At 67.1% G+C, this 20,692-nt stretch carries 18 protein-coding genes and 1 pseudogene; 13 read left to right on the top strand and 6 right to left on the bottom strand.

Annotated features, from left to right (window positions below):
* The first annotated feature begins 17 nt into the window (after window positions 1–17).
* The 6 genes and pseudogenes from murC to lpxC all read left to right on the top strand — a co-directional run bounded on the left by murC (window position 18) and on the right by lpxC (window position 6,902).
* On the top strand, window positions 18–1,454 hold the full coding sequence (gene murC, locus D7T59_RS16570; protein ID WP_180852909.1) for a UDP-N-acetylmuramate--L-alanine ligase: 1,437 nt from the start codon (window positions 18–20) through the stop codon (window positions 1,452–1,454).
* Window positions 1,451–2,413 (top strand): D-alanine--D-alanine ligase, encoded by a 963-nt coding sequence (locus D7T59_RS16565; RefSeq protein WP_180852910.1) that lies wholly within the window; start codon window positions 1,451–1,453, stop codon window positions 2,411–2,413. Before murC ends, D7T59_RS16565 begins: the two co-directional genes overlap by 4 nt.
* Window positions 2,410–3,087: pseudogene (locus D7T59_RS16560) on the top strand (cell division protein FtsQ/DivIB); the annotation flags it as partial. The gene D7T59_RS16565 and the pseudogene D7T59_RS16560, both read left to right, overlap by 4 nt.
* A gap of 68 nt (window positions 3,088–3,155) precedes the next feature.
* A complete protein-coding gene (ftsA, locus tag D7T59_RS16555; protein ID WP_005408083.1) occupies window positions 3,156–4,391 on the top strand; it encodes a cell division protein FtsA in 1,236 nt (411 codons plus the stop codon).
* 170 nt (window positions 4,392–4,561) lie between these two features.
* Window positions 4,562–5,797: a cell division protein FtsZ gene (gene ftsZ / locus D7T59_RS16550; protein WP_049428898.1), complete on the top strand. Its 1,236-nt coding sequence runs from the start codon at window positions 4,562–4,564 to the stop codon at window positions 5,795–5,797.
* A 193-nt stretch (window positions 5,798–5,990) separates the two neighbouring features.
* Window positions 5,991–6,902, top strand: a complete 912-nt coding sequence (gene lpxC / locus D7T59_RS16545; RefSeq protein WP_004143722.1) for a UDP-3-O-acyl-N-acetylglucosamine deacetylase — start codon at window positions 5,991–5,993, stop codon at window positions 6,900–6,902.
* A gap of 282 nt (window positions 6,903–7,184) precedes the next feature.
* Here lpxC and D7T59_RS16540 read toward each other — a convergent pair whose 3' ends face one another.
* Window positions 7,185–7,634 carry a DciA family protein gene (locus tag D7T59_RS16540; protein WP_005408086.1) on the bottom strand — a complete coding sequence of 150 codons (450 nt, stop codon included), beginning with the start codon at window positions 7,632–7,634 and terminating at the stop codon, window positions 7,185–7,187.
* 12 nt (window positions 7,635–7,646) lie between these two features.
* Between D7T59_RS16540 and D7T59_RS16535 the strand changes: the two genes are divergently transcribed.
* The 3 genes from D7T59_RS16535 to D7T59_RS16525 all read left to right on the top strand — a co-directional run bounded on the left by D7T59_RS16535 (window position 7,647) and on the right by D7T59_RS16525 (window position 12,672).
* Complete coding sequence (locus tag D7T59_RS16535) at window positions 7,647–8,603, top strand: M23 family metallopeptidase (RefSeq protein ID WP_033834438.1); 957 nt, start codon at window positions 7,647–7,649, stop codon at window positions 8,601–8,603.
* A gap of 278 nt (window positions 8,604–8,881) precedes the next feature.
* Window positions 8,882–11,614: a preprotein translocase subunit SecA gene (secA, locus tag D7T59_RS16530; RefSeq protein ID WP_180852914.1), complete on the top strand. Its 2,733-nt coding sequence runs from the start codon at window positions 8,882–8,884 to the stop codon at window positions 11,612–11,614.
* A 101-nt stretch (window positions 11,615–11,715) separates the two neighbouring features.
* Window positions 11,716–12,672: a Nudix family hydrolase gene (locus tag D7T59_RS16525; protein WP_180852915.1), complete on the top strand. Its 957-nt coding sequence runs from the start codon at window positions 11,716–11,718 to the stop codon at window positions 12,670–12,672.
* Between the two features lie 99 nt (window positions 12,673–12,771).
* Here D7T59_RS16525 and D7T59_RS16520 read toward each other — a convergent pair whose 3' ends face one another.
* Window positions 12,772–13,356 (bottom strand): DUF4124 domain-containing protein, encoded by a 585-nt coding sequence (locus D7T59_RS16520; protein ID WP_180852916.1) that lies wholly within the window; start codon window positions 13,354–13,356, stop codon window positions 12,772–12,774.
* Window positions 13,357–13,396: 40 nt separating this feature from the next.
* Window positions 13,397–14,224 (bottom strand): methylenetetrahydrofolate reductase [NAD(P)H], encoded by an 828-nt coding sequence (gene metF / locus D7T59_RS16515; protein ID WP_164138857.1) that lies wholly within the window; start codon window positions 14,222–14,224, stop codon window positions 13,397–13,399.
* Between the two features lie 203 nt (window positions 14,225–14,427).
* On the opposite strand from metF, the gene D7T59_RS16510 reads away from it, so the two are divergent.
* From D7T59_RS16510 to D7T59_RS16500, 3 genes are read left to right on the top strand one after another with little or no spacing between them, the layout of a single operon-like run.
* Complete coding sequence (locus D7T59_RS16510) at window positions 14,428–15,354, top strand: alpha/beta fold hydrolase (RefSeq protein WP_180852917.1); 927 nt, start codon at window positions 14,428–14,430, stop codon at window positions 15,352–15,354.
* Window positions 15,355–15,390: 36 nt separating this feature from the next.
* Window positions 15,391–16,440 carry a sensor histidine kinase gene (locus tag D7T59_RS16505; protein WP_180852918.1) on the top strand — a complete coding sequence of 350 codons (1,050 nt, stop codon included), beginning with the start codon at window positions 15,391–15,393 and terminating at the stop codon, window positions 16,438–16,440.
* On the top strand, window positions 16,437–17,168 hold the full coding sequence (locus D7T59_RS16500) for a LytR/AlgR family response regulator transcription factor (protein ID WP_164138853.1): 732 nt from the start codon (window positions 16,437–16,439) through the stop codon (window positions 17,166–17,168). Before D7T59_RS16505 ends, D7T59_RS16500 begins: the two co-directional genes overlap by 4 nt.
* A 6-nt stretch (window positions 17,169–17,174) precedes the next feature.
* On the opposite strand, the gene D7T59_RS16495 is transcribed toward D7T59_RS16500, so the two are convergent.
* Complete coding sequence (locus tag D7T59_RS16495; protein ID WP_180852919.1) at window positions 17,175–18,692, bottom strand: amidohydrolase family protein; 1,518 nt, start codon at window positions 18,690–18,692, stop codon at window positions 17,175–17,177.
* Between the two features lie 136 nt (window positions 18,693–18,828).
* On the opposite strand from D7T59_RS16495, the gene D7T59_RS16490 reads away from it, so the two are divergent.
* A complete protein-coding gene (locus D7T59_RS16490; RefSeq protein WP_180852920.1) occupies window positions 18,829–19,386 on the top strand; it encodes a DUF3228 family protein in 558 nt (185 codons plus the stop codon).
* Window positions 19,387–19,499: 113 nt separating this feature from the next.
* On the opposite strand, the gene D7T59_RS16485 is transcribed toward D7T59_RS16490, so the two are convergent.
* Both D7T59_RS16485 and ybaK read right to left on the bottom strand, forming a co-directional pair.
* Window positions 19,500–19,985, bottom strand: coding sequence for a hypothetical protein (locus tag D7T59_RS16485; RefSeq protein WP_180852921.1), 486 nt, complete (start codon window positions 19,983–19,985; stop codon window positions 19,500–19,502).
* Window positions 19,985–20,458 carry a Cys-tRNA(Pro) deacylase gene (gene ybaK / locus D7T59_RS16480; RefSeq protein ID WP_180852922.1) on the bottom strand — a complete coding sequence of 158 codons (474 nt, stop codon included), beginning with the start codon at window positions 20,456–20,458 and terminating at the stop codon, window positions 19,985–19,987. The genes D7T59_RS16485 and ybaK overlap by 1 nt, the downstream gene beginning before the upstream one ends.
* Window positions 20,459–20,692 lie beyond the last annotated feature (234 nt).

Below are 20,692 nucleotides of genomic sequence, written 5' to 3'. Positions count from 1 at the left end.
CCTGCGCGAGGCCGCGCATGATCCGCCGCCTGCACGACACCAACGACCTGGTGCGCGCGTTCCCGCGCGTGCATTTCGTCGGCATCGGCGGCACCGGCATGAGCGGTATCGCTGAAGTGATGCTGACGCTGGGCTATGAAGTGTCCGGTTCGGACAACGCCGACAACGGCGCGACCCGCCGCCTGGCCAGCCTGGGTGCGCGCATCATGCGCGGCCACTCGGCGGCCAACGTGCTGGGCACCGACTGCGTGGTGGTCTCCAGCGCCATCCGCGAAGACAACCCGGAGCTGATGGAAGCGCGCAGCCAGCGCATTCCGATCATGCCGCGTGCGGCGATGCTGGCCGAACTGATGCGCTTCCGTCGCGGCATTGCGGTGGCCGGCACTCATGGCAAGACCACCACCACCAGCCTGACCGCTGCCGTGCTGAGCGAAGGCGGCCTGGACCCGACCTTCGTGATCGGCGGCCAGCTGCTGGCCGCCGGTGCCAACGCCAAGCTGGGTGGTGGCCAGTGGCTGGTGGCCGAGGCTGACGAAAGCGATGGCAGCTTCCTGCGCCTGAACCCGCTGATGTCGATCATCACGAACATTGACGCCGATCATCTGGAGAACTACGGCAACGACTTCGCCCGCGTGCAGGCGGCGTTCGCCGAGTTCCTGCAGCGCCTGCCGTTCTACGGCCTGGCGGTGCTGTGCATCGACGACCCGGAAGTGGCCGCGTTGGCGGCGAAGACCCCGCGCCACGTGATGAGCTACGGCATGAGCCCGCAGGCCGACGTGCGTGCCGAGAACGTGGTGCAGGAAGGTTCGCGCATGCGCTTCACCCTGCGCCTGCCGCAGGGCACCAGCCAGGAAGTGGTACTGGCGCTGCCGGGCAGGCACAACGTGCTGAACGCACTGGCCGCCGCCGCAGTGGGCTGGCAGCTGGGCGTGGCCCCGGACGCCATCGCACGCGCGCTGGAAGCATTCGCCGGTGTCGGCCGTCGCTTCAACGATCTGGGCGAAGTGACCACCGCCAGCGGTGCCAAGGTCCGCATCATCGACGACTACGGCCATCACCCGAGCGAGCTGGAAGCGGTGTTCGCCGCCGCCCGCGGTGGCTGGGCCGACAAGCGCCTGGTGGTGGCCTTCCAGCCGCACCGCTACAGCCGTACCCGCGACCAGTTCGACAAGTTCGCCGCGGTGCTGTCCAGCGTCGACGCACTGGTGCTGAGCGAGGTCTACCCTGCCGGTGAGGAACCGATTGCCGGCGCCGACTCGCACGCGCTGGCCCGCGCCATCCGCGCGCGTGGCCGCAGCGAGCCGGTGGTGGTGGGCAAGGCTGCCGAACTGGCCAGCGTGCTGCCGGATGTGCTGCAGGACGGCGACCTGCTGCTGATGATGGGGGCGGGCGACATCGGCGCCGTGGCCACCCATATCGCAGTGGAAGGCTTCAAGGGGGAGGGCGAGGCGTGAGCACGCTGACCTTCCCGCCGCTGCGCGTGACCGCCCCGGCCGTGTTCGGCCGCGTCGCCGTGCTGCTCGGTGGCAGTTCCAGCGAACGCGAAGTGTCGCTGGACTCCGGCCGCAACGTACTGGAAGCGCTGCAGTCGCGCGGCGTCGATGCGTTCGCGGTGGATGGCATCCCGGCGCTGGCCAAGGCGCTGGCCGCCGGTGGCATCGACCGTGTGTTCAACATCCTGCACGGCCACAACGGTGGCGGTGAGGATGGCATCGTGCAGGGCCTGATGGACGCCTTCGGCGTGCCTTATACCGGCTCGAACGTGCTGGGTTCGGCGCTGAGCATGGACAAGATCCGCACCAAGCAGGTGTGGCTGTCGCTGGGCCTGCCGACCCCGCAGTACAGGAAGGTCGACGCTTCGAACGTACATGCACTGGCGGCCGAACTGGGCCTGCCGGTGGTGGTGAAGCCGGCCAACGAAGGCTCAAGCGTGGGCATCAGCCGGGTCACCGACGACGCCGGCCTGGACGAGGCGGTGGCCCTGGCCGCGCGCTACGACGGCCAGCTGCTGATGGAGCAGATGGTGGTGGGCGACGAACTGACGGTGGCCATCCTCGGCGACGTCGCGCTGCCGTCGATCCGCATCGTGCCCAAGGGCCAGTGGTACGACTACAACGCCAAGTACATCGCCGAGGACACCCAGTACCTGTGCCCGGGCCTGGAGGGTGACGACGAAGAGGAAATCCGGCGCATTGCGCTGGCCGCGTTCCGTGCCGCCGGTTGCCGTGGCTGGGGCCGCGTGGATGTCATGCGTGATCGCAGCAGCGGCCGTTTCTTCCTGCTGGAAGTGAACACCGCGCCGGGCATGACCAGCCATTCGCTGGTACCCAAGGCGGCCGGCCAGGCCGGCATCAGCTTCGAAGAGCTGGTGTGGCGCGTGCTGGAACAGACCCTGGAGGCCCCGCACGCATGAACGCGGTGCTGCGCATCTTCGTCTGGCTGTTGGCGCTGTCGGTGGTTGCACTGCCGGTAGTGGCCGTGGTCAATGGCTGGGTCGGCGCCGAGCGCTGGCCGCTGGCAAAGCTGCGCGTGCATGGTGAGTTCAAGCGGGTGCCGGCCGAACAGCTGCAGCAGGTGCTGCTGCCGTATGCGCGCGCCGGGTTCTTCGCGGTCAAGCTGCAGGATGCCCAGGACGCGCTGGAAAAGCTGCCGTGGGTGGAAAGCGCGCGGGTGCGCAAGCAGTGGCCGGATGTGCTGGAAGTGACCCTGGTCGAGCACAAGCCGTTCGCACGCTGGGGCAACGACCGCCTGGTCTCCGAGCAGGGCAAGCTGTTCCCCACGCCGAAGAAGCTGGCCGACCTGGCGCTGCCGGAACTGGATGGCCCGGACAGCCAGACCGAAGAAGTGATGAAGCTGTACAGCGACTCGCGTGCATTGTTCGCACCGGCCGGCGTCGACGTGCGCCGGGTGACGATGGATGCACGCGGCAGCTGGTCGCTGGTGCTGAGCAACGGCACCGAAGTGGTGGTTGGCCGTGACGACGCGCGCTCGCGCATGCAGCGCTTCGTCAAGGTGCTGCCGCAGCTGAACCGCCAGGACGCGCCGATCGAGCGCGCCGACCTCCGTTACACCAATGGTTTCACGCTGAGCTGGGGTACCCCGGCCACGCCGGCGAAAACGCCGGCGACCCCGGCCAGCAGGACGCAGGAAAGGACATGAATCGCAAGGGTGACAAATCGCTGATCGTTGGCCTGGACATCGGCACCTCCAAGGTGGTGGCGCTGGTGGGCGAGTATTCGCCTGGCAATCCGATCGAAGTGATCGGCATCGGCTCGCACGAGTCGCGCGGTTTGAAGCGCGGCGTGGTGGTGGACATCGAATCGACCGTGCAGTCGATCCAGCGTGCGGTGGAAGAAGCCGAGCTGATGGCCGGCTGCGAGATCCGCTCGGTGTACGCCTCCATTTCCGGCAATCACGTGCAGTGCAAGAATTCGCCGGGCATCGTGCCGATCCGCGACGGGGAAGTGACCTGGGGTGACCTGGATCGCGTGCTCGATGCGGCCAAGGCGGTGGCGATTCCGGCCGACCAGAAGATCCTGCATGCGATTCCGCGCGAATACGTTCTGGACGATTCGCAGGAAGGCATCCGCAACCCGGTCGGCATGACCGGCGTGCGCCTGGAAGTGCATGCGCACCTGGTGGTGTGCGCGCAGTCGGCCGCGGCCAACATCAGCAAGTGCGTGCAGCGCTGCGGCCTGCAGGTGGACGATCTGGTGCTGTCCTCGCTGGCCTCCAGCGTGGCAGTGCTGACCGCCGACGAGCGCGAGCTGGGCGTGGTGCTGGTCGACATGGGCGCCGGCACCACCGATATCGCCGTGTTCGTGCAGGGCGCGATCTGCCACACCGCCTCGCTGCCGATCGCCGGCGACCACGTGACCAACGACATCGCGCACATGCTGCGCACGCCCACCCCGGAAGCCGAGCAGATCAAGGTGCGCTACGCCTGCGCCCTGGCCCAGCTGGCCACCGCCGAGGAAAGCATCCAGGTGCCGTCGGTGGGCGACCGCCCGCCGCGCCGCATGCCGCGCCATTCGCTGGCGCAGGCGGTGCAGGGCCGTTACGAGGAGATCTTCGAGATGGTGCAGGCCGAACTGCGCCGCTCCGGCTTCGAGGAACTGGTACGCGCCGGCATGGTGCTGACCGGTGGCGCTTCGAAGATGGAAGGCGTGGTCGAGCTGGCCGAGGAAATGCTGCAGATGCCGGTGCGCGTGGGCATTCCGCAGCACGTCACCGGGCTGGGCGAAGTAGTGGGCAACCCGGTGCACGCCACCGGCGTGGGCCTGCTGCTGATGGGCAGCCAGATCGAGCACCCGCGGCGGCCGTCGCTGCCGACCGGGCGCGCCGGAAGCATGTTCAAGAAACTCAAGACCTGGTTCCGCGGCGAGTTCTGACGCGGAACCCGTAGTGCCGGGCCTGGCCCGGTCGCAGTACCCGCAGTACCCGCATCACAACGCAACACCGGCAACACACAACCCACACAGCCGCAACGCCGGCATGCAGCAGGACGGCAGGACGCCCGAATGCCCATGCCAGCCAAAGCGGATACAACGAGGACACGGACATGGCGCATTTTGAACTGATCGAAAAGATGGCACCCAATGCGGTGATCAAGGTGGTTGGCGTGGGCGGCGGCGGCGGCAATGCCGTGGCGCACATGGTCAACTCGGCAGTGGATGGCGTGGAATTCATCACCGCCAACACCGACTCGCAGGCCATCAAGAATTGCGGTGCCAAGCTGCAGCTGCAGCTGGGTACCAACGTGACCAAGGGCCTGGGCGCAGGCGCGAACCCGGAAGTCGGCCGCCAGGCCGCGCTGGAAGACCGTGAGCGCATCATGGACGCCCTGCAGGGTGCGGACATGGTGTTCATCACCGCCGGCATGGGCGGTGGCACCGGCACCGGCGCTGCACCGGTGGTGGCGCAGCTGGCCAAGGAAATGGGCATCCTGACCGTGGCCGTGGTCACCAAGCCGTTCCCGTTCGAAGGCCGTCGCCGCATGCAGGTGGCGCTGAAGGGCATCGAGGAACTGAGCCAGCACTGCGACTCGCTGATCACCATTCCGAACGAGAAGCTGATCACCGTGCTGGGCCGCAACGCCACCATGATCCAGGCCTTCCGTGCCGCCAACGACGTGCTGCAGGGCGCCGTGCAGGGCATCGCCGACCTGATCGTGCGTCCGGGCCTGATCAACGTCGACTTCGCCGACGTGCGCACCGTCATGTCCGAAATGGGCCTGGCGATGATGGGTACCGGCACCGCCCGTGGCGATGACCGCGCCCAGGCTGCTGCCGAATCGGCCATCCAGAACCCGCTGCTGGACGACGTGAACCTGGCCGGTGCCAACGGCATCCTGGTCAACATCACCGCCGGTGCGGACTTCACCATGGCCGAGTTCGACGAGATCGGCCGCACCATCGACGGCTTCGCTTCGGAAGACGCCACCGTGGTGGTCGGCACCGTGCTCGACCCGGACATGCAGGATGAAGTGCGCGTGACCGTGGTTGCCACCGGCCTGAACCGCGTGTCGGCCAGCAAGACCCAGCGTCCGGGCGAGCGTGCGCCGATCAAGCTGGTCCGCAACGCCACCACCGGCCAGCCGGAATTCGGCGACTTCGACAACGGCGGCGACGCCGTGTCCAAGGCCGTGGGCGGTATGGGCCTGGGCCTGCGTCGTGCCAGCAGCGACACCGCTTCCGCTTCTGCGCCGTCGGCTCCGGCCGCTTCGGCTCCGGCGGCAGCTGAACTGCCCAACGATTACCTGGACATCCCGGCGTTCCTGCGCCGCCAGGCGGACTAAGCGGGGCGGCCCCGGGGTTGTCCTCCCCGGGTTGCGCCACCATGTCCTGAAAACGCGGGCGCCGGGCCAGGATGGGCCCGGCCGCCCTGCTTCATGTGCGTCCCATTGGCGCGCCGGTCTGTCCTGCCTGCCTTTCAGCCGGGGTAGGGGACCGTGCGTGTTAATCTAATGTGTCACTTCCGGTCCATCCCCCATGATCCAGCAACGCACCCTCAAGAACACGATCCGCGCCACCGGCGTTGGCCTGCACAGCGGTGACAAGGTCTACATGACCCTGCGCCCGGCACCGGTCAACCATGGCATCGTGTTCCGCCGCGTGGACCTGGACCCGGTGGTGGAAGTGCCGGCCAAGGCCGAGCTGGTCACCGAAGTGACCCTGTGCACCGGCCTGACCTGCAACGACGCCAAGATCCAGACCGTCGAACACCTGATGTCGGCGCTGGCCGGCCTGGGCGTTGACAACATCATCGTCGAACTGTCCTCGGCCGAGCTGCCGATCATGGACGGTTCGGCCGGCCCGTTCGTGTTCCTGCTGCAGTCGGCGGGCATCGTGGAACAGGATGCGCCCAAGCGCTTCATCCGCGTGCTGAAGACCGTGGAAGTGACCGAGGGCGACAAGGTGGCCCGCTTCACCCCCTATGAGGGCTACAAGCTGGGCTTCACCATCCAGTTCGACCACCCGATGATCCCGGCCAAGCAGTCCCGGCAGGAAATCGAGTTCTCGACGCTGGCCTACACCAAGGAAATCTCCCGCGCGCGTACCTTCGGCTTCATGCGCGACCTGGAATACATGCGCGAGCGCAACCTGGGCCTGGGCGGTTCGATGGACAATGCCATCGTGCTGGACGAGTTCCGCGTGCTCAATGAAGACGGCCTGCGCTACGCCGACGAATTCGTGCGCCACAAGATCCTCGACGCAATCGGCGACCTCTATCTGGCCGGTGGCCAGGTGCTGGGCGCCTACGAGGGCTTCAAGTCCGGCCACGCGCTCAACAACAAGCTGGTGCGCGCACTGATGGCCGACGCCACTGCCTGGGAATGGGTCAGCTTCGACTCGCCGGCCACCCCGGATCCGGTCGAATACGCTACCCCTGCTTACGCCTGATTTCTGCAGGTTGTTGAATCCAAAGAGAAAAGCGCCGCCTGAAAGGGCGGCGTTGTCGTTTCCGCAACGCGCATCGCATTCAGCATGCTTGACGGCCATCAAGGCCGGTTCGAGGTCACGGTTTTGTGAACCTGTTGGATCGGAAGCCTGAATTTAACGCGGTTTTAACAACAATCTAACGACAGGCCCCCGGATGGCAGCTAGGATGCGACCCGGCCCCCGAAATGTTTCACGCCGTGGTGACACGCGCGACGGGGAGCGGAGCCGGATGCTCCGTTGCTGTCAGGATCGCTTCTTCGGCTTCGAAGGAACGTCCTGCAGGCAAGCCAAGGCGTCGCGTAGCCCTTTGTGCGTGGCGGCTGAAACTGCGTGGGGTCCATTCCGGTTGTCGAGCGCTGGGGAGCGCGTGGGAGTGGGAGACGCAGTCTTGATGGTCACCCTGGTGGCCTTCAGCCCGATGGAACGGGCCGCGTCGAGCAACTGGGCTTCGGCAAGCCGCAACTTGGCATGCCAGACCGGGGATTCGACGAGAAAAACGAGGTGTTCCCCGTCCACATTGGCCAGCCGGCAACGGCTGCGCAGAGGTGGCGGCAACTGGGGGCGCAACTGACGGTCCAGCGCGTCGAGCCACAAGGCACGCCGCAGCGGGTTCCCGCTTTTGTCCGCCATCACCGCATCCAGCGCCGGCTTCGGCACTGACGCGGGGCGAACGCTGGATTTCGGCTCAGACATGAAAACTCACTGATGGCATTCAAAAAGATCGTAATCAAAACGCGTGAAGGACAGGCCAAGTCGTCGCCGATCGCGCGTTTGCGGTTCTATTTCGAGGACCGCCCCCGTGCCCTGCTGGGCAGCGTGCTCGGGGTAGGCTGCATTATCGGCCTTGCTGGCGGCATTGGCGCCAGCGCGCTGAATGATTCCCGGCTGCAGGCCAAGGTCGAGCGCCAGGATGCGGAACTGGCCAAGGTCAAGCGCGACGCGCAGACCCAGGTCAACGCACTGGCGGCCCGCCTCGGCGAGCTGCAGGCCCAGGCCACCCGCCTGAACGCCCTTGGCGAACGCCTGACCCAGATGGGCAAGCTGGAAGACGGCGAATTCGACTTCAACGAGACCCCCGGCCTCGGTGATGGCGATGCCGGCGGCCCGACCAGCGACATCCCGGTCAAGGACGTCAACGCCGACTTACAGGTGCTGGAGCAGCGCTTCGCTGCTTCAGGCCGCCAGCTGTCGGTGATGGAATCGCTGATGTTCGACCACCAGCTGCAGCAGAACGCCGTGCCCTCGCGCATGCCGATCCGCAACAGCTACGTGACTTCCGGCTTCGGCACCCGTGCCGACCCGTTCGGCCGCGGTGCCGCCACCCACAAGGGCATGGACTTCCACGCCAAGGTTGGTGACCCGGTGATGGCCGTGGCCGAGGGTGTGGTCAGCTTCGCCGGTGTGAAGGGCGGCTACGGCAACGTGGTCGATGTCGACCACGGTAACGGCTACGTCACCCGCTACGCGCACAATTCGCGCCTGGTGGTGAAGGCCGGCGACCTGGTCCGTGCCGGACAGGAAGTGGCCAAGGCCGGTTCCACCGGCCGTTCGACCGGCGCCCACGTGCACTTCGAGGTGTGGGAGAACGGCAACGTGGTCAACCCGCGCAAGTTCCTCGGCGACGGCGGCAATACGCCGGTCGGCCGCGTCAGCCGCGGCTGATGCCCGGGTCGGATCCCTTCCGCGCCGCGGAAGGGCTCTGACCCGACGCGGTTGATCTGGTAGTGCCGGCCGCTGGCCGGCAACCTCATGATCTTCGGCAGCATCGCGGATTGCCGGCCDGCGGCCGGCACTACCCCTCGGGGTTGAAACCTCAGCCGGCCGTCCCAAGCTACAATGGGTGTTGCCATCGACAGGGCGCCAGGCGCCCTGTTTCGTTTGCGGCGGACGGATCCCAAGGGGGAGGCCGGGCGTCGTGTCCATCCAACCCGGTTCCTTCAATGATCAACAGCCTGCTTACCCGCGTATTTGGCAGTCGTAACGAACGACAGCTGCGCCAGCTCAACCGCATCGTCGCCAAGATCAATGCGCTGGAGCCGGAGATCGAGAAGCTTTCCGACGAGCAGCTTCAGGCCAAGACGCCGGAGTTCAAGCAGCGCATCGCCGACGGTGAAGCCCTGGACAAGGTGCTGCCGGAAGCCTTCGCGGTCTGCCGCGAAGCCGGCCGCCGCGTGCTGGGCATGCGCCACTACGACGTGCAGCTGATCGGCGGCATGGTGCTTCACCTGGGCAAGATCGCAGAAATGCGCACCGGTGAAGGCAAGACCCTGGTGGCGACCCTGCCGGTGTACCTCAACGCGCTGGAAGGCAAGGGCGTGCACGTGGTCACCGTGAACGACTACCTGGCCCGCCGCGACGCCGCGCAGATGGGCAAGCTGTACAACTGGCTGGGCCTGAGCGTGGGCGTGGTCTACCCGGGCATGCCGCACAGCGACAAGCGCGAAGCCTATGCCGCCGACATCACCTACGGCACCAACAACGAATTCGGTTTCGACTACCTGCGCGACAACATGGCGCTGTCCAAGGCCGACCGCTACCAGCGCGGCCTGCACTACGCCATCGTCGACGAAGTCGACTCCATCCTGATCGACGAAGCGCGTACCCCGCTGATCATCTCCGGCCCGGCTGATGATTCCCCGGAGCTGTACATCCGCGTCAACCGCGTCGTGCCGAACCTGGTCAAGCAGGAAGCGGAAGACGGCGAAGGCGACTTCTGGGTCGACGAGAAGGGCAAGCAGGTGCACCTGTCCGAAGCAGGCATGGAGCACGCCGAGCAGCTGCTGGTCGAAGCCGGCATCCTCGATGGCGAGACCGAAGGCCTGTACGCGGCGCAGAACCTGACCGTCGTGCACCACCTCAATGCCGCCCTGCGCGCGCATGCCATCTACCAGCGTGACGTGGACTACATCGTGCGCGACGGCGAAGTGGTCATCGTCGACGAATTCACCGGCCGTACCCTGGCCGGCCGCCGCTGGTCCGACGGCCTGCACCAGGCGGTGGAGGCGAAGGAAGGCGTGCCGGTCCAGCGCGAAAACCAGACGCTGGCGAGCATCACCTTCCAGAACCTGTTCCGCATGTACAAGAAGCTGTCCGGCATGACCGGTACGGCCGATACCGAAGCGTTCGAGTTCCAGAGCATCTACGGCCTGGAAGTGGTGGTGATCCCGACCAACCGCCCGACCATCCGCAAGGACAGCCCGGACCAGGTGTTCCTCAACCGCAAGGGCAAGTTCAACGCGGTGCTGGCCGACATCGAAGAGTGCGCCAAGCGCGGCCAGCCGGTGCTGGTGGGTACCACCTCGATCGAAACCTCGGAAATGCTGTCCGAGCACCTGAGCAAGGCCGGCGTGAAGCACGAAGTGCTCAACGCCAAGCAGCACGACCGCGAAGCGACCATCGTCGCCAACGCCGGCCGTCCGGCGGCCGTGACCATCGCCACCAACATGGCCGGTCGCGGTACCGATATCGTGCTGGGCGGTTCGCTGGAAGCCGAGATCCACGCCCTGGGCGAGGACGCGACCGACGAGCAGAAGGCTGCGGTCAAGGCCGAATGGCAGAAGCGCCACGACGCGGTGAAGGCTGCCGGTGGCCTGCACATCGTTGGCACCGAGCGCCACGAATCGCGCCGTATCGACAACCAGCTGCGTGGCCGTTCGGGCCGCCAGGGTGACCCGGGTTCGTCCCGCTTCTACCTGTCGCTGGAAGACAACCTGATGCGCATCTTCGCCTCCGACTGGGTGCAGAAGGCCATGCGCATGATGGGCATGAAGGAAGACGACGTCATCGAGGACCGCCTGGTCAGCCGCCAGATCGAAAAGGCGCAGCGCAAGGTCGAGGCCCACAACTTCGACATCCGCAAGAACCTGCTGGACTTCGACGACGTCAACAACGACCAGCGCAAGGTGATCTACGCCCAGCGCGACGAGCTGCTGGACGCCGAGTCGGTGAAGGGCAACGTCGACGGCATCCGCGACGATGTGATCTTCGATGTGGTCGCCCGCTTCGTGCCGCCGAACTCGATCGACGAGCAGTGGGACCTGCGTGGCCTGGAAGCGACCCTGGAGTCGGACTTCGGCCTGCAGATGTCGCTGACCGGCCTGGTCAAGGAACACGAGGAACTGGACGCCGAGGCGATTGCCGCCAAGGTGCAGGAACGCGTGAACCAGCACTTCGCCGAGAAGGAAGCCGGCGTGGGCGAAGAGACCATGCGCGCGCTGGAGAAGCACGTGATGCTGACCGTGCTGGACCAGAGCTGGAAGGAACACCTGGCGCGCATGGACTACCTGCGCCAGGGCATCTACCTGCGTGGTTACGCGCAGAAGCAGCCGAAGCAGGAATACAAGAAGGAAGCCTTCGAGCTGTTCTCGGACATGCTGGAGAACGTCAAGCGCGAAGTGGTGACCCTGCTGTCGCGCGTGCGCGTGCGCAGCGACGAGGAAGTGCAGGCGCTGGAAGCGGCCGAGCGCCAGCAGGTGGAAGCCCGCCTGCGCCAGTCGCAGTTCCAGCATCAGGACGCGGGCGGCTACAGCGCCGACGAGGAAGCGGCGCAGGTGGAGGCCGAACGCCAGGGCGTGGCGCAGCTGCAGCGCGACGAGCCGAAGATCGGCCGCAATGATCCGTGCCCGTGCGGAAGTGGCAAGAAGTACAAGCACTGCCACGGCCAGCTGAGCTGATCCCGAAGAGCCCCGCGAAAGCGGGGCTTTTCTTTTCTGGTGCATGATCCTGGCCAGATCCGCGATTGCGCGGGCCGCCCTGTTCTGGGCATGCTTCCCCCATGCCTTCCCCCACCCGATCGATCCATGTCGTGGCCGCCGTCATCACCGACGCCCGGGGCCGCGTGCTGCTCAACCGCCGAACCGAGAACCGCGACATGGCCGGCCTGTGGGAGTTCCCGGGCGGCAAGCGTGAATCCGGCGAGACCTCCGAACAGGCGCTGGTGCGCGAACTGCGCGAAGAGCTGGGCATCGAGGCCGATGTCGGCGAGTGGCTGATGGACGTGCCGCAGCGCTACCCGGACAAGCACCTGACCCTGGAAGTGCGCCATGTGCGCAGCTGGAAGGGCACCCCGCGTGGGCGCGAGGGCCAGGCGATCACCTGGGTGGCGCCGGACAAGCTGGGCCGCTATTCGATGCCACCGGCCGATCTGCCGGTGGTGGCCGCGCTGCGCCAGCCCGACCGCTACCTGATCACCCCGGCGCCGGCCGACGATGAGGACGGCGTGCAGCACTGGCATGAACAGCTGCAGCGTGCGGTAGCAGGTGGCCAGCAGCGCATCCAGCTGCGCCTGCCGCCGGCGCATCCGCAGCGGCAGGCGATGGTCGAGCAGGTCGTGCGTGCGCATCGCCGCAGCGGCGTGCAGTGGCTGCTCAACCGCGATATCGAACTGGCGCGTGCGTTGGGCGTGGGCGTACACCTGGGCAGCGAACAGCTGCTGGAACTGTCGCAGCGCCCACTCCCCGAAGGCCAGCTGGTGGCCGCATCCTGCCACGACCTGCAGCAGCTGCAGGCGGCACAGCAGCTGGGCTGCGACTTCGCCGTGCTCGGCCCGGTGCAGGCCACGGACAGTCACCCGGATGCCGTGCCGCTGGGCTGGGATGCCTTCGCCGAGCTGCGTGCGCAGGTATCACTGCCGATCTACGCCCTGGGCGGCATGGGCCGCGGCCACATCACCGAAGCGCGCCGCCACGGCGGGCAGGGCATCGCCGCCATTCGTGGGCTGTGGCCGGCGTGATGCAAACAGGGTCGGATCCCCGCAACGCGGGGCTCTGACCCGATCGCCGGAATCCGGGGTCGGCGCCCTTTCGCTGGAAAGGGATCCGACCCCGGCCGATCACAAGGTGATCCAGAAACACCCGTACTGCCGCCGCAGCCCGAGCACCGTCGAGGCGCGCGCCACGCTGCCCGGCAACGTCTGCTCCAGGCGCAGGCCGACCGGATGCCGCACGGCCGGCGGCTCAGGGTCGTATTCCTGCGCAGCAGGGCTCTGGCCCTCCTCCGGTACTGCGACCTGGTCCTGCCTGGGATACACCGGCACCACGTCCACCAGCGGCCGCCGTGCCAGCGATTCCAGCTGGCCGAGAATGCGCTGCGCGCCCGCGTCGGACACCGCGCCCCACAGGTACAGTGAAGACAGCCGATTGACGTCGTTGCCGAGGATGCCGTTGCGCAATGCATCCACGAGCTCGCTCAGCCGGCGTGGGCAGCGTGCACCCAGCGTGTCGCGCGGCGCGGTGTTGCCGGTGGGGGCAGGCGGCGGCAGCCGTGACCGTGCGCCCACGCTGTCACAGGGACGGTCGGTGTAGACACTCTGGCCCTGCGCATCGGTACAGCGGTTCAGGCGCGTGGACTGCCCATGGGCAACGTGGGCCATCGTGCACAGCGGCAACAGCACCAGCAGGAGGGAAAGGCGGATCATCAGCGAAGGGTAGCGCTGATCAGGTCCGCATGGCGTGCTTTCAGCCCCGCAGCAGTTTCAGCACTGACGTGGTCGGCTTGGCCAGGTTCAAGGTGTAGAAGTGTAGGCCGGGCGCGCCGCCTTCGATCAGGCGCTGGCACAGCCTGGCCACCACTTCGGTGCCGAATGCACGTACCGACTCGGCGTCATCGCCGTAGGCCTGCATCTTGCGGCCGATCCAGCGCGGAATTTCCGCACCGCACTGTTCGGAGAAGCGGCGCAGCTGGCTGAAGTTGGCGATCGGCATGATGCCGGGCGTGATCGGTACCTGCACGCCGAGCCGGCGCACTTCGTCGACGAAGTGGAAGTAGGCATCCGGGTTGAAGAAGTACTGGGTGATCGCCGCATCGGCACCGGCATCGATCTTGGCCTTGAAGTGCTTCAGGTCGGCCAGCGCATCGGTCGCCTGCGGATGCGTTTCCGGATACGCGCCCACTTCGATGTGGAACGCGTCACCGTGCTCGGCGCGGATGAAGTCGATCAGCTCGGCGGCATAGCGCATGTCGCCGGGGAAGCCCATGCCCGAAGGCAGGTCACCGCGCAGCGCGACCAGGCGACGGCAGCCGATGGCGCGGTACAGCTTGAGCAGTTCGCGGATCTCCTGGCGGGTACCGCCGACGCAGGACAGGTGCGGCGCAGCGTCGAATCCGTGGTGCTGGTTGAGGTGGCGCACGGTTTCGGAGGTATAGCTCAGGGTCGAGCCGCCGGCGCCGAAGGTGCACGACACATACTGGGGATCGTAGTCCTTCAGCTTGGCCGCGGCACGGTCCAGCTGGCTGCGCTGTTCGTCGGTCTTGGGCGGATAGAACTCGAAGCTGATGGCGGTCATGGCGCGGGCGGCGGCGGCAGGTGCGGATCAGTATATCGCTTCATCAAGATGGATGTTGTCAATTTGTGCAAGTGCGCACCGTCCGTCGCCTGCGACCGTTCGCCCTGGCGATCGGCCGCTGCTCCGAAATCGCAACCCGGGTGCCGTGGCCGGCGGCACGCTGTTCCCATCCCGGCAACACCCACCCGATGAAGGAGCAGACGATGAAGATCTTCCTGGCACTCTGGTACGCAATGAAGGCGCTGGCCCGGCTGGCGATGATCGGCATGGCGATGGCCGTGCTGGGCTCCGGTTCGGCCCATGCGGCGGCCGCCACCGGCACCGGCAGGGTGCAGGTCGAGGTGGTCGGCAAGGGCCGTCCGCTGCTGATGATCCCCGGCCTCAACAGCAGCGCCGAGGTCTGGCGCGAGACGTGCCTGGCGCTGAAGAACGTGCAGTGCCACCTGGTGCAGCTGCCGGGCTTTGCCGGCGCGGCCCCTGCCGATCCGCGTCCGGCCGGCTTCCTGCCGGCGATGCGCGGGCAGCTGCTGGCCTACCTGCATGACCAGCAGCTGGGACCGGTGGTGGTGGTCGGCCACAGCCTCGGCGGCCTGCTGGGCCTGCAGGTGGCACAGGCAGAGCCGAAGGCGGTCAGCGCGCTGGTGGTGGTTGATGCACTGCCGTTCCTGCCGGCGGCGCGTGACCCGAACGCCACCGCAGACAGCGTGCGGCCGATGGCCGACCAGCTGCGCAAGGGCATGCTCGCCGCCGATGCCGCGCAGTGGCAGGCGCAGCTGAAGGCCGGCCTGCCGGGCATGACCCGCGATCCGCAGCGGCAGGCCGAGCTGGGTCGCTGGGGCGAAGCCAGCGACCGCCAGACCACGGCTGACGCCATGCACGCGGTGATGACCACCGACCTGCGTGACAGCATCGCCTCGATCAGCGCGCCGACGCTGGTGCTGGGCAGCTGGGCCGGTTACCAGCCGATGGGGGGTACCGAGGAAAGCACCCGCGCGGTGTTCCTTGCCCAGTACGCCAAGCTGCAGGGTGTACAGGTGGCGATGAGCGCGCAGGGGTTCCACTTCCTGATGTGGGATGATCCGCGCTGGCTGCAGGAGCAGCTGCGTCGCTTCCTGGCCGCGCATTCCTGATCGCGGTCCACTTCCCTGCCAACCGCCAAGGCCCCCATGGACGCCACCACCTCATCCGGCCGCTTCTGGACGCTCAATGCACTGGCATGGGCTGGCTATGCGATGTATGGGCTGTGGGTCGGGATGCGGATCGGTGGCGGCGTAGTGTTCAGCGGCATCGTGCTGATCACCGTCAGCGTGGCCGCCTGCCTGTGGTTGTGCAGCGGCGCGCTGCGCGCGGTTGCACTACGCCGGCACTGGTGGGAGGGCAGCCTGGGAAGCCTGGTGTTGAAGCTGGCTGCCGGTGTGGTGCTCGGCGCCAGCGTGGCGCAGGCGGTAACTGCCGCGCTGCTGCTGCCGGCGCTGGCGCTGGGCTGGGTGCAGCTGCCTGGCGGTCACGCCGATTACCAGTGGTCGTCGTTGCTGGTGTACTGGATGAACACCGCACTGTTCCTGCTGATGTGGACCGGTTTGTGGGCAGGCCTGCATGGTCTGCGCCGGGCCCGCCACAGTGAGCTGGCCCGCCTGCGCGCCGAGGCCGAGCGCAGCGCGCTGGAGCGCGATGCTCTTCGCGCACGTCTCAATCCGCACTTCATGTTCAATGCGCTGAACAACCTGCGCGCGCTGATCCTGGAAGATCCCGAGCGTGCGCGCGACATGGTCACGCGCCTGTCGCGCACGCTGCGCCAGGCGCTGGCGCACAATCGCAGCGAGCAGGTCACCCTGGCCGAGGAGCTGATGGTGGTGGACGATTACCTGGCCATCGAGGCGATCCACTTCGAGCAGCGCCTGCAGGTGCACCAGCACATCGATGCCGACGCCATGCAGGCACAATTGCCGGCGATGGCGTTGCAGCTGCTGGTGGAAAACGCGATCAAGCACGGCATCGCCAGTCGCCCCGGCGGTGGCGGGATAGAGATTCGGGCCACGTTGGACGACGACATGTTGCGCCTGCAGGTGGACAACCCGCTGGGCAGCGCCGGCGAGCCCACCCACGGGCATGGTGTTGGTCTGGCCTATCTGCGTGCCCAGCTCGGTTCACGTGGGCGTTTCAACCTGCAGCCGGTAGGCGATCGCATGCAGGCGCTGCTGGAGATTCCGCAATGAGTGGCGTACTGCGTGTACTGATCGTCGATGACGCGCGGCTGGCGCGGCAGGAGCTGCGTACGCTGTTGTCGGCGCTGCCGTGGGTGCAGTGCGTGGGCGAGGCCGACGATGTGCCCGCCGCACGCGAGGCGATCGCCATGCTGGCGCCGGACCTGGTGCTGCTGGATGTGCAGATGCCCTCCGGCAGTGGTTTCGATGTGCTGGACGGCCTGGAGACGGTGCCGGCGGTGGTGTTCGTCACCGCCTACGACACCTATGCCGTGCGCGCGTTCCAGGCCAATGCGCTGGACTATCTGGTGAAGCCGGTGGAAGCGCCGCGGCTGCTGGAGGCGCTGGAGCGGGCGCGCCAGCGCGACGTGGTTTCAGCCGAGGCGCCAGAGCTGCGTGGCACGCTGGGCGCGCAGGACCAGGTGTTCGTACGCGAGGGTGAACGCTGCTGGTTCGTGGCGGTGTCCGAGATCCGCCGGCTGGTGGTGGATGGCAACTACACGCGGCTGTGGTTCCGCGACCAGAACGCGCTGCTGACCCGCAGCCTGAGCGCGCTGGAGGCCCGCCTGCCGCCGGAGCTGTTCTTCCGTGCCAACCGCAACACCCTGGTCAACCTGCGCCGCATTCGCGGCGTAACGCCAAGCATTGCCGATGGCTACGATCTGACGCTGGACGACGGCAGTGAAGTGGACGTGTCGCGGCGGCAGGCGCGCGAGCTGCGCGAGCGGATGGCGTTGTAGCTGCGGCTACAGCTCGGCGCTGACCGGGCTGGTGAGGAAGCCCCACAGCAGGCGCGCCATCACCGCTGGTGAGCGTGCCTGTGAACGCGCATACGCCAGCAGGGCATCCAGCCGCGGGCGATCGTACAGGTGGCCGGCCAGCAGTACCGCGTGGATGCGACGGGTGTTTGCGGTGTCCTGCAGCGGGTCGCCATCGAGCAGCACCAGATCGGCGGCCTTGCCGACCTCGACGCTGCCATGTGATGCCTGCAGCTGCAGATGACGCGCGGCCTGCAGCGTGGCCGCACGCAGTACGTCGGCCTGGCTCAGGCCGGCGTGCCGCAGCCATTGCAGTTCATCGTGGTAGCGGAAGCCGCCCAACCCGGTATCGGTACCGACCAGCACGGGGACGCCCGCGCGATGCGCGGCACCGGTGAGCGCGAGGCCATGCGCGAAGTAGGCCTTCAGCGCCTCTTCGCCGCGCGACCCGGGGTAGCGGCTTACGGTTGCCTCCAGGTCGTCACGCCAGGCCCAGCGTGACAGTGGATCCAGGTAGGCCAGGCGTGGATCGTTGATGAAGGCGGGATCGCGTGCGCGTGCATCCTCCTCCCGGGTGACATGGGTCGGCACGAATGCTGCGCCGCTGGCCTGCATCAGGCCGAACGCTTCGTCACACAGCACGGGCTGATGACCACTGACCATCCGCTCGGCCAGAGCGGTCGGGTCTTCGCCATCGAGGGTGCCGCCACGCCACGCGGCTGCATGGTCGAAGCAATGCCGCACGAACAGATGGGCGTGTTCGAAGCTGCGCTGCCCCGCCTGCAAGGCCTCTTCCAGCCGCACCGCCCTGGGCAGGTGTCCAACCAGTGGACGCTGCAGCTGCCGTGCTTCGGTGGCCAGCCGCTGGTAGGTATCCGCACGCAGCCGGTTGTAGACCTTCAGAGCGTCGACACCGCGCGCGCTGTAGGTGCGTGCCCGCAACGCGGCAGCCTCCGGCGAGAGCGAAGGGTCCTCGAAATAGAAGCTGGCAACCTGTACGAAGCGTGGCGCGGCCTGCTGCCCGGCGATGGCCTGCCTGGTCCAGCGGCGCTTGTCGGCCACGCAGGCGATCAGCGGGTCGGTAGCCTGCGGGCAGTCCATCATGTCGCGGGTGCCGGTAATGCCATTGGCCAGCATCAGCGGGAACTGCAGCTGCGGCGACAACTGCAGTGCATGGGTATGCATGTCCCAGAAGCCGGGCACCAGCCAGCGGCCACCGGCATCAAGAACGGGCATTGTGGTGTCCCGTGGCACTTCGCCAATGGTGGTGATCGTGCCATTGCGCACTGTCACCGTGGTCGGTTCACTGACGTGGCCGCGCTCGACATGCACCACGCGGGCATTGACGATCACGCGGCTGTTGCCCGGCTCGGGCAACGGCGGTGCCGACAGCGGCCAGAGCAGAGCGGCGGCGAACAGCACTGGCGGCGCCAGCAGGAGGATGGCCAGGGCGATCGGCCATCGCCGACGGCGGGCGGAACGGGGCAACGCGCGTGCTGCATCCATGAGCCGGCGATCCTTGCATTGGGTCGCCCGCAGAGTGCTGCAAGCCGGACGCGGGCGCCAGTGACCATCGGCATCCGGCCCTGCCTGCCTCCGGGGCGGTTACCCTGTGCGGTGGAACTCCTGACCACGCCATGCCATGTCCATCGTCCTTACCGAATTCGCCCGTCCCCGCCTGTTCCCGCGCATGCCGCGCGGCAACACCATCCAGGACTGCACTGCCGAGCAGTTTGAAGCCCACCTCAACGCACACGCGCCGTTGAAAGTGCTCGAGGGCTACGCGCCGTTCTGCAAGCTGTTCGTCTACGAGAACTGGACCAGCACGCGCTGCCTGACGGTGCCGATCACCGATGCCAACCGCCACCTGCTGCGCAGCGGCTACGAGGCGCGCAATCGTGAAGAATTGCCGGTGCTGGTACGTTGGTTCGAAGGCGTGGAATCGCCGCGTGCGAACTATCTGGTGGTGATCCTGTACAGCGCGGAACAGCTGGCCAAGGAAGGTTCACCGATCGAGGCCGACTGGGGCATCGTCGGCTGCATCTACACCGCCGAGCCGGAAGAAGTGCCGATGGCGCCGATCACGATGATGCGCAATGCGCTGGGGGTGGAGGAGGGCGGCTCCGGCGTGTCGCTGGATCGCGAGGCCTATCAGCGCTCGGTCGCCTTCTGGGAGAGCAACGCCAACTGGCGGCCGTAAGCGGTCGTGATCATCCACGCATGGCGTGGATCCACGCGGCAGCGCAGTAGAGCCACGCCATGCGTGGCTGCACGGACCGCAGTAGAGCCACGCCATGCGTGGCTGCTTGCCCTTCAGACGGCCTTCCACTCCCACCACGGGTAATGGTACTCGCGGTCGATCGCCTGCCAATGCTGGCCGCACTGCGTGCAGGCAACGGTGTGGCAATCGCCCCAACCATCCTCGGCCTCCTGCAACGAGAGCCGCTGCATCTGTCCCTGTTCAAGCAGGCGACGCGGATCGAAGAACGGGTAGCGGGCATTGAGTGCGCACAGGCAGCCCTCGCGTGCCTGCCAGTAGCGCAATCGTTGCAGCGCGGCCTTGAGGTGGGCCTGGTTGCTGATCAGCATGCCGCCGAGCGCGACGCCCTGGCAGCGCTGTTCGATCAGGTCTGCATGCGCGGCCAACGAGTCCAACGATGAGGCACTGAACAGTCGTGCGACGGTTCGGGCGGCATCGGTGATGCGCGTTGCGTCGCGCGACAGCAGGTCCTGCAGCAGGACGTCGGCCTGAGCATCCTCAAGCCGGGGCGACGGCGTTGCGGACCACGGCCAGCGCATCAACGTGCCTTGCCGATCGCGGCGTAGTGGCCGGCGGTCAGGCGCAGCAGATCGGTGGGTGCCAGTTCGACTTCCAGGCCACGGCGTCCGGCGCTGACATGCAGCGCGGGCAACGCTTCGGCACTGGCATCCAGGAACGTGCGCAGGCGCTTTTTCTGCCCCAGCGGGCTGATACCTCCCACCAGGTAGCCAGTGGCGCGCTGTGCAGTATCGACGGCGGCCATCTCGCACTTCTTGCAGCCGGCCGCTTCGGCCAATGCCTTCAGGTCCAGCTGGCCGGCCACCGGCACGATCGCCACCAGCAGCTCGTGTGCCTCGGTGCTGGCCAGCAGGGTCTTGAACACCTGGGCCGGGTCGAGGCCGAGCTTGTCGACGGCCTCGCCGCCATACGATTCGGCGTGGGCGTCGTGCACGTAGCTGCGCACGGTGTGGGCGATCTTCTCGCGCTTGAGGAGGTTGATGGCCGGGGTCATGGAGGCATCGTAGCGCGGGGCGGAGGCGTTGCCTTGACCGAGGCTATTGTTCCCGCTCCGGGTGGGGAACATCCACGCATGGCGGGATCTACTGGCGGTTGGGTGGGGAACATCCACGCATGGCGTGGATCTTATCTCTTGCCGATCTGGCACTTTGGGTGCCGAGAGCCCGGCGTGGGCGACCGTGTGGATCTAGGTCTTTCGACCGTGAAGTAGCTTGGGTCCCCACGCCGG

The organism is Stenotrophomonas maltophilia, assembly GCF_013464915.1.
Lineage (GTDB): Bacteria > Pseudomonadota > Gammaproteobacteria > Xanthomonadales > Xanthomonadaceae > Stenotrophomonas > Stenotrophomonas maltophilia_AT.
This window is presented reverse-complemented; position numbering and strand designations above follow the sequence as displayed.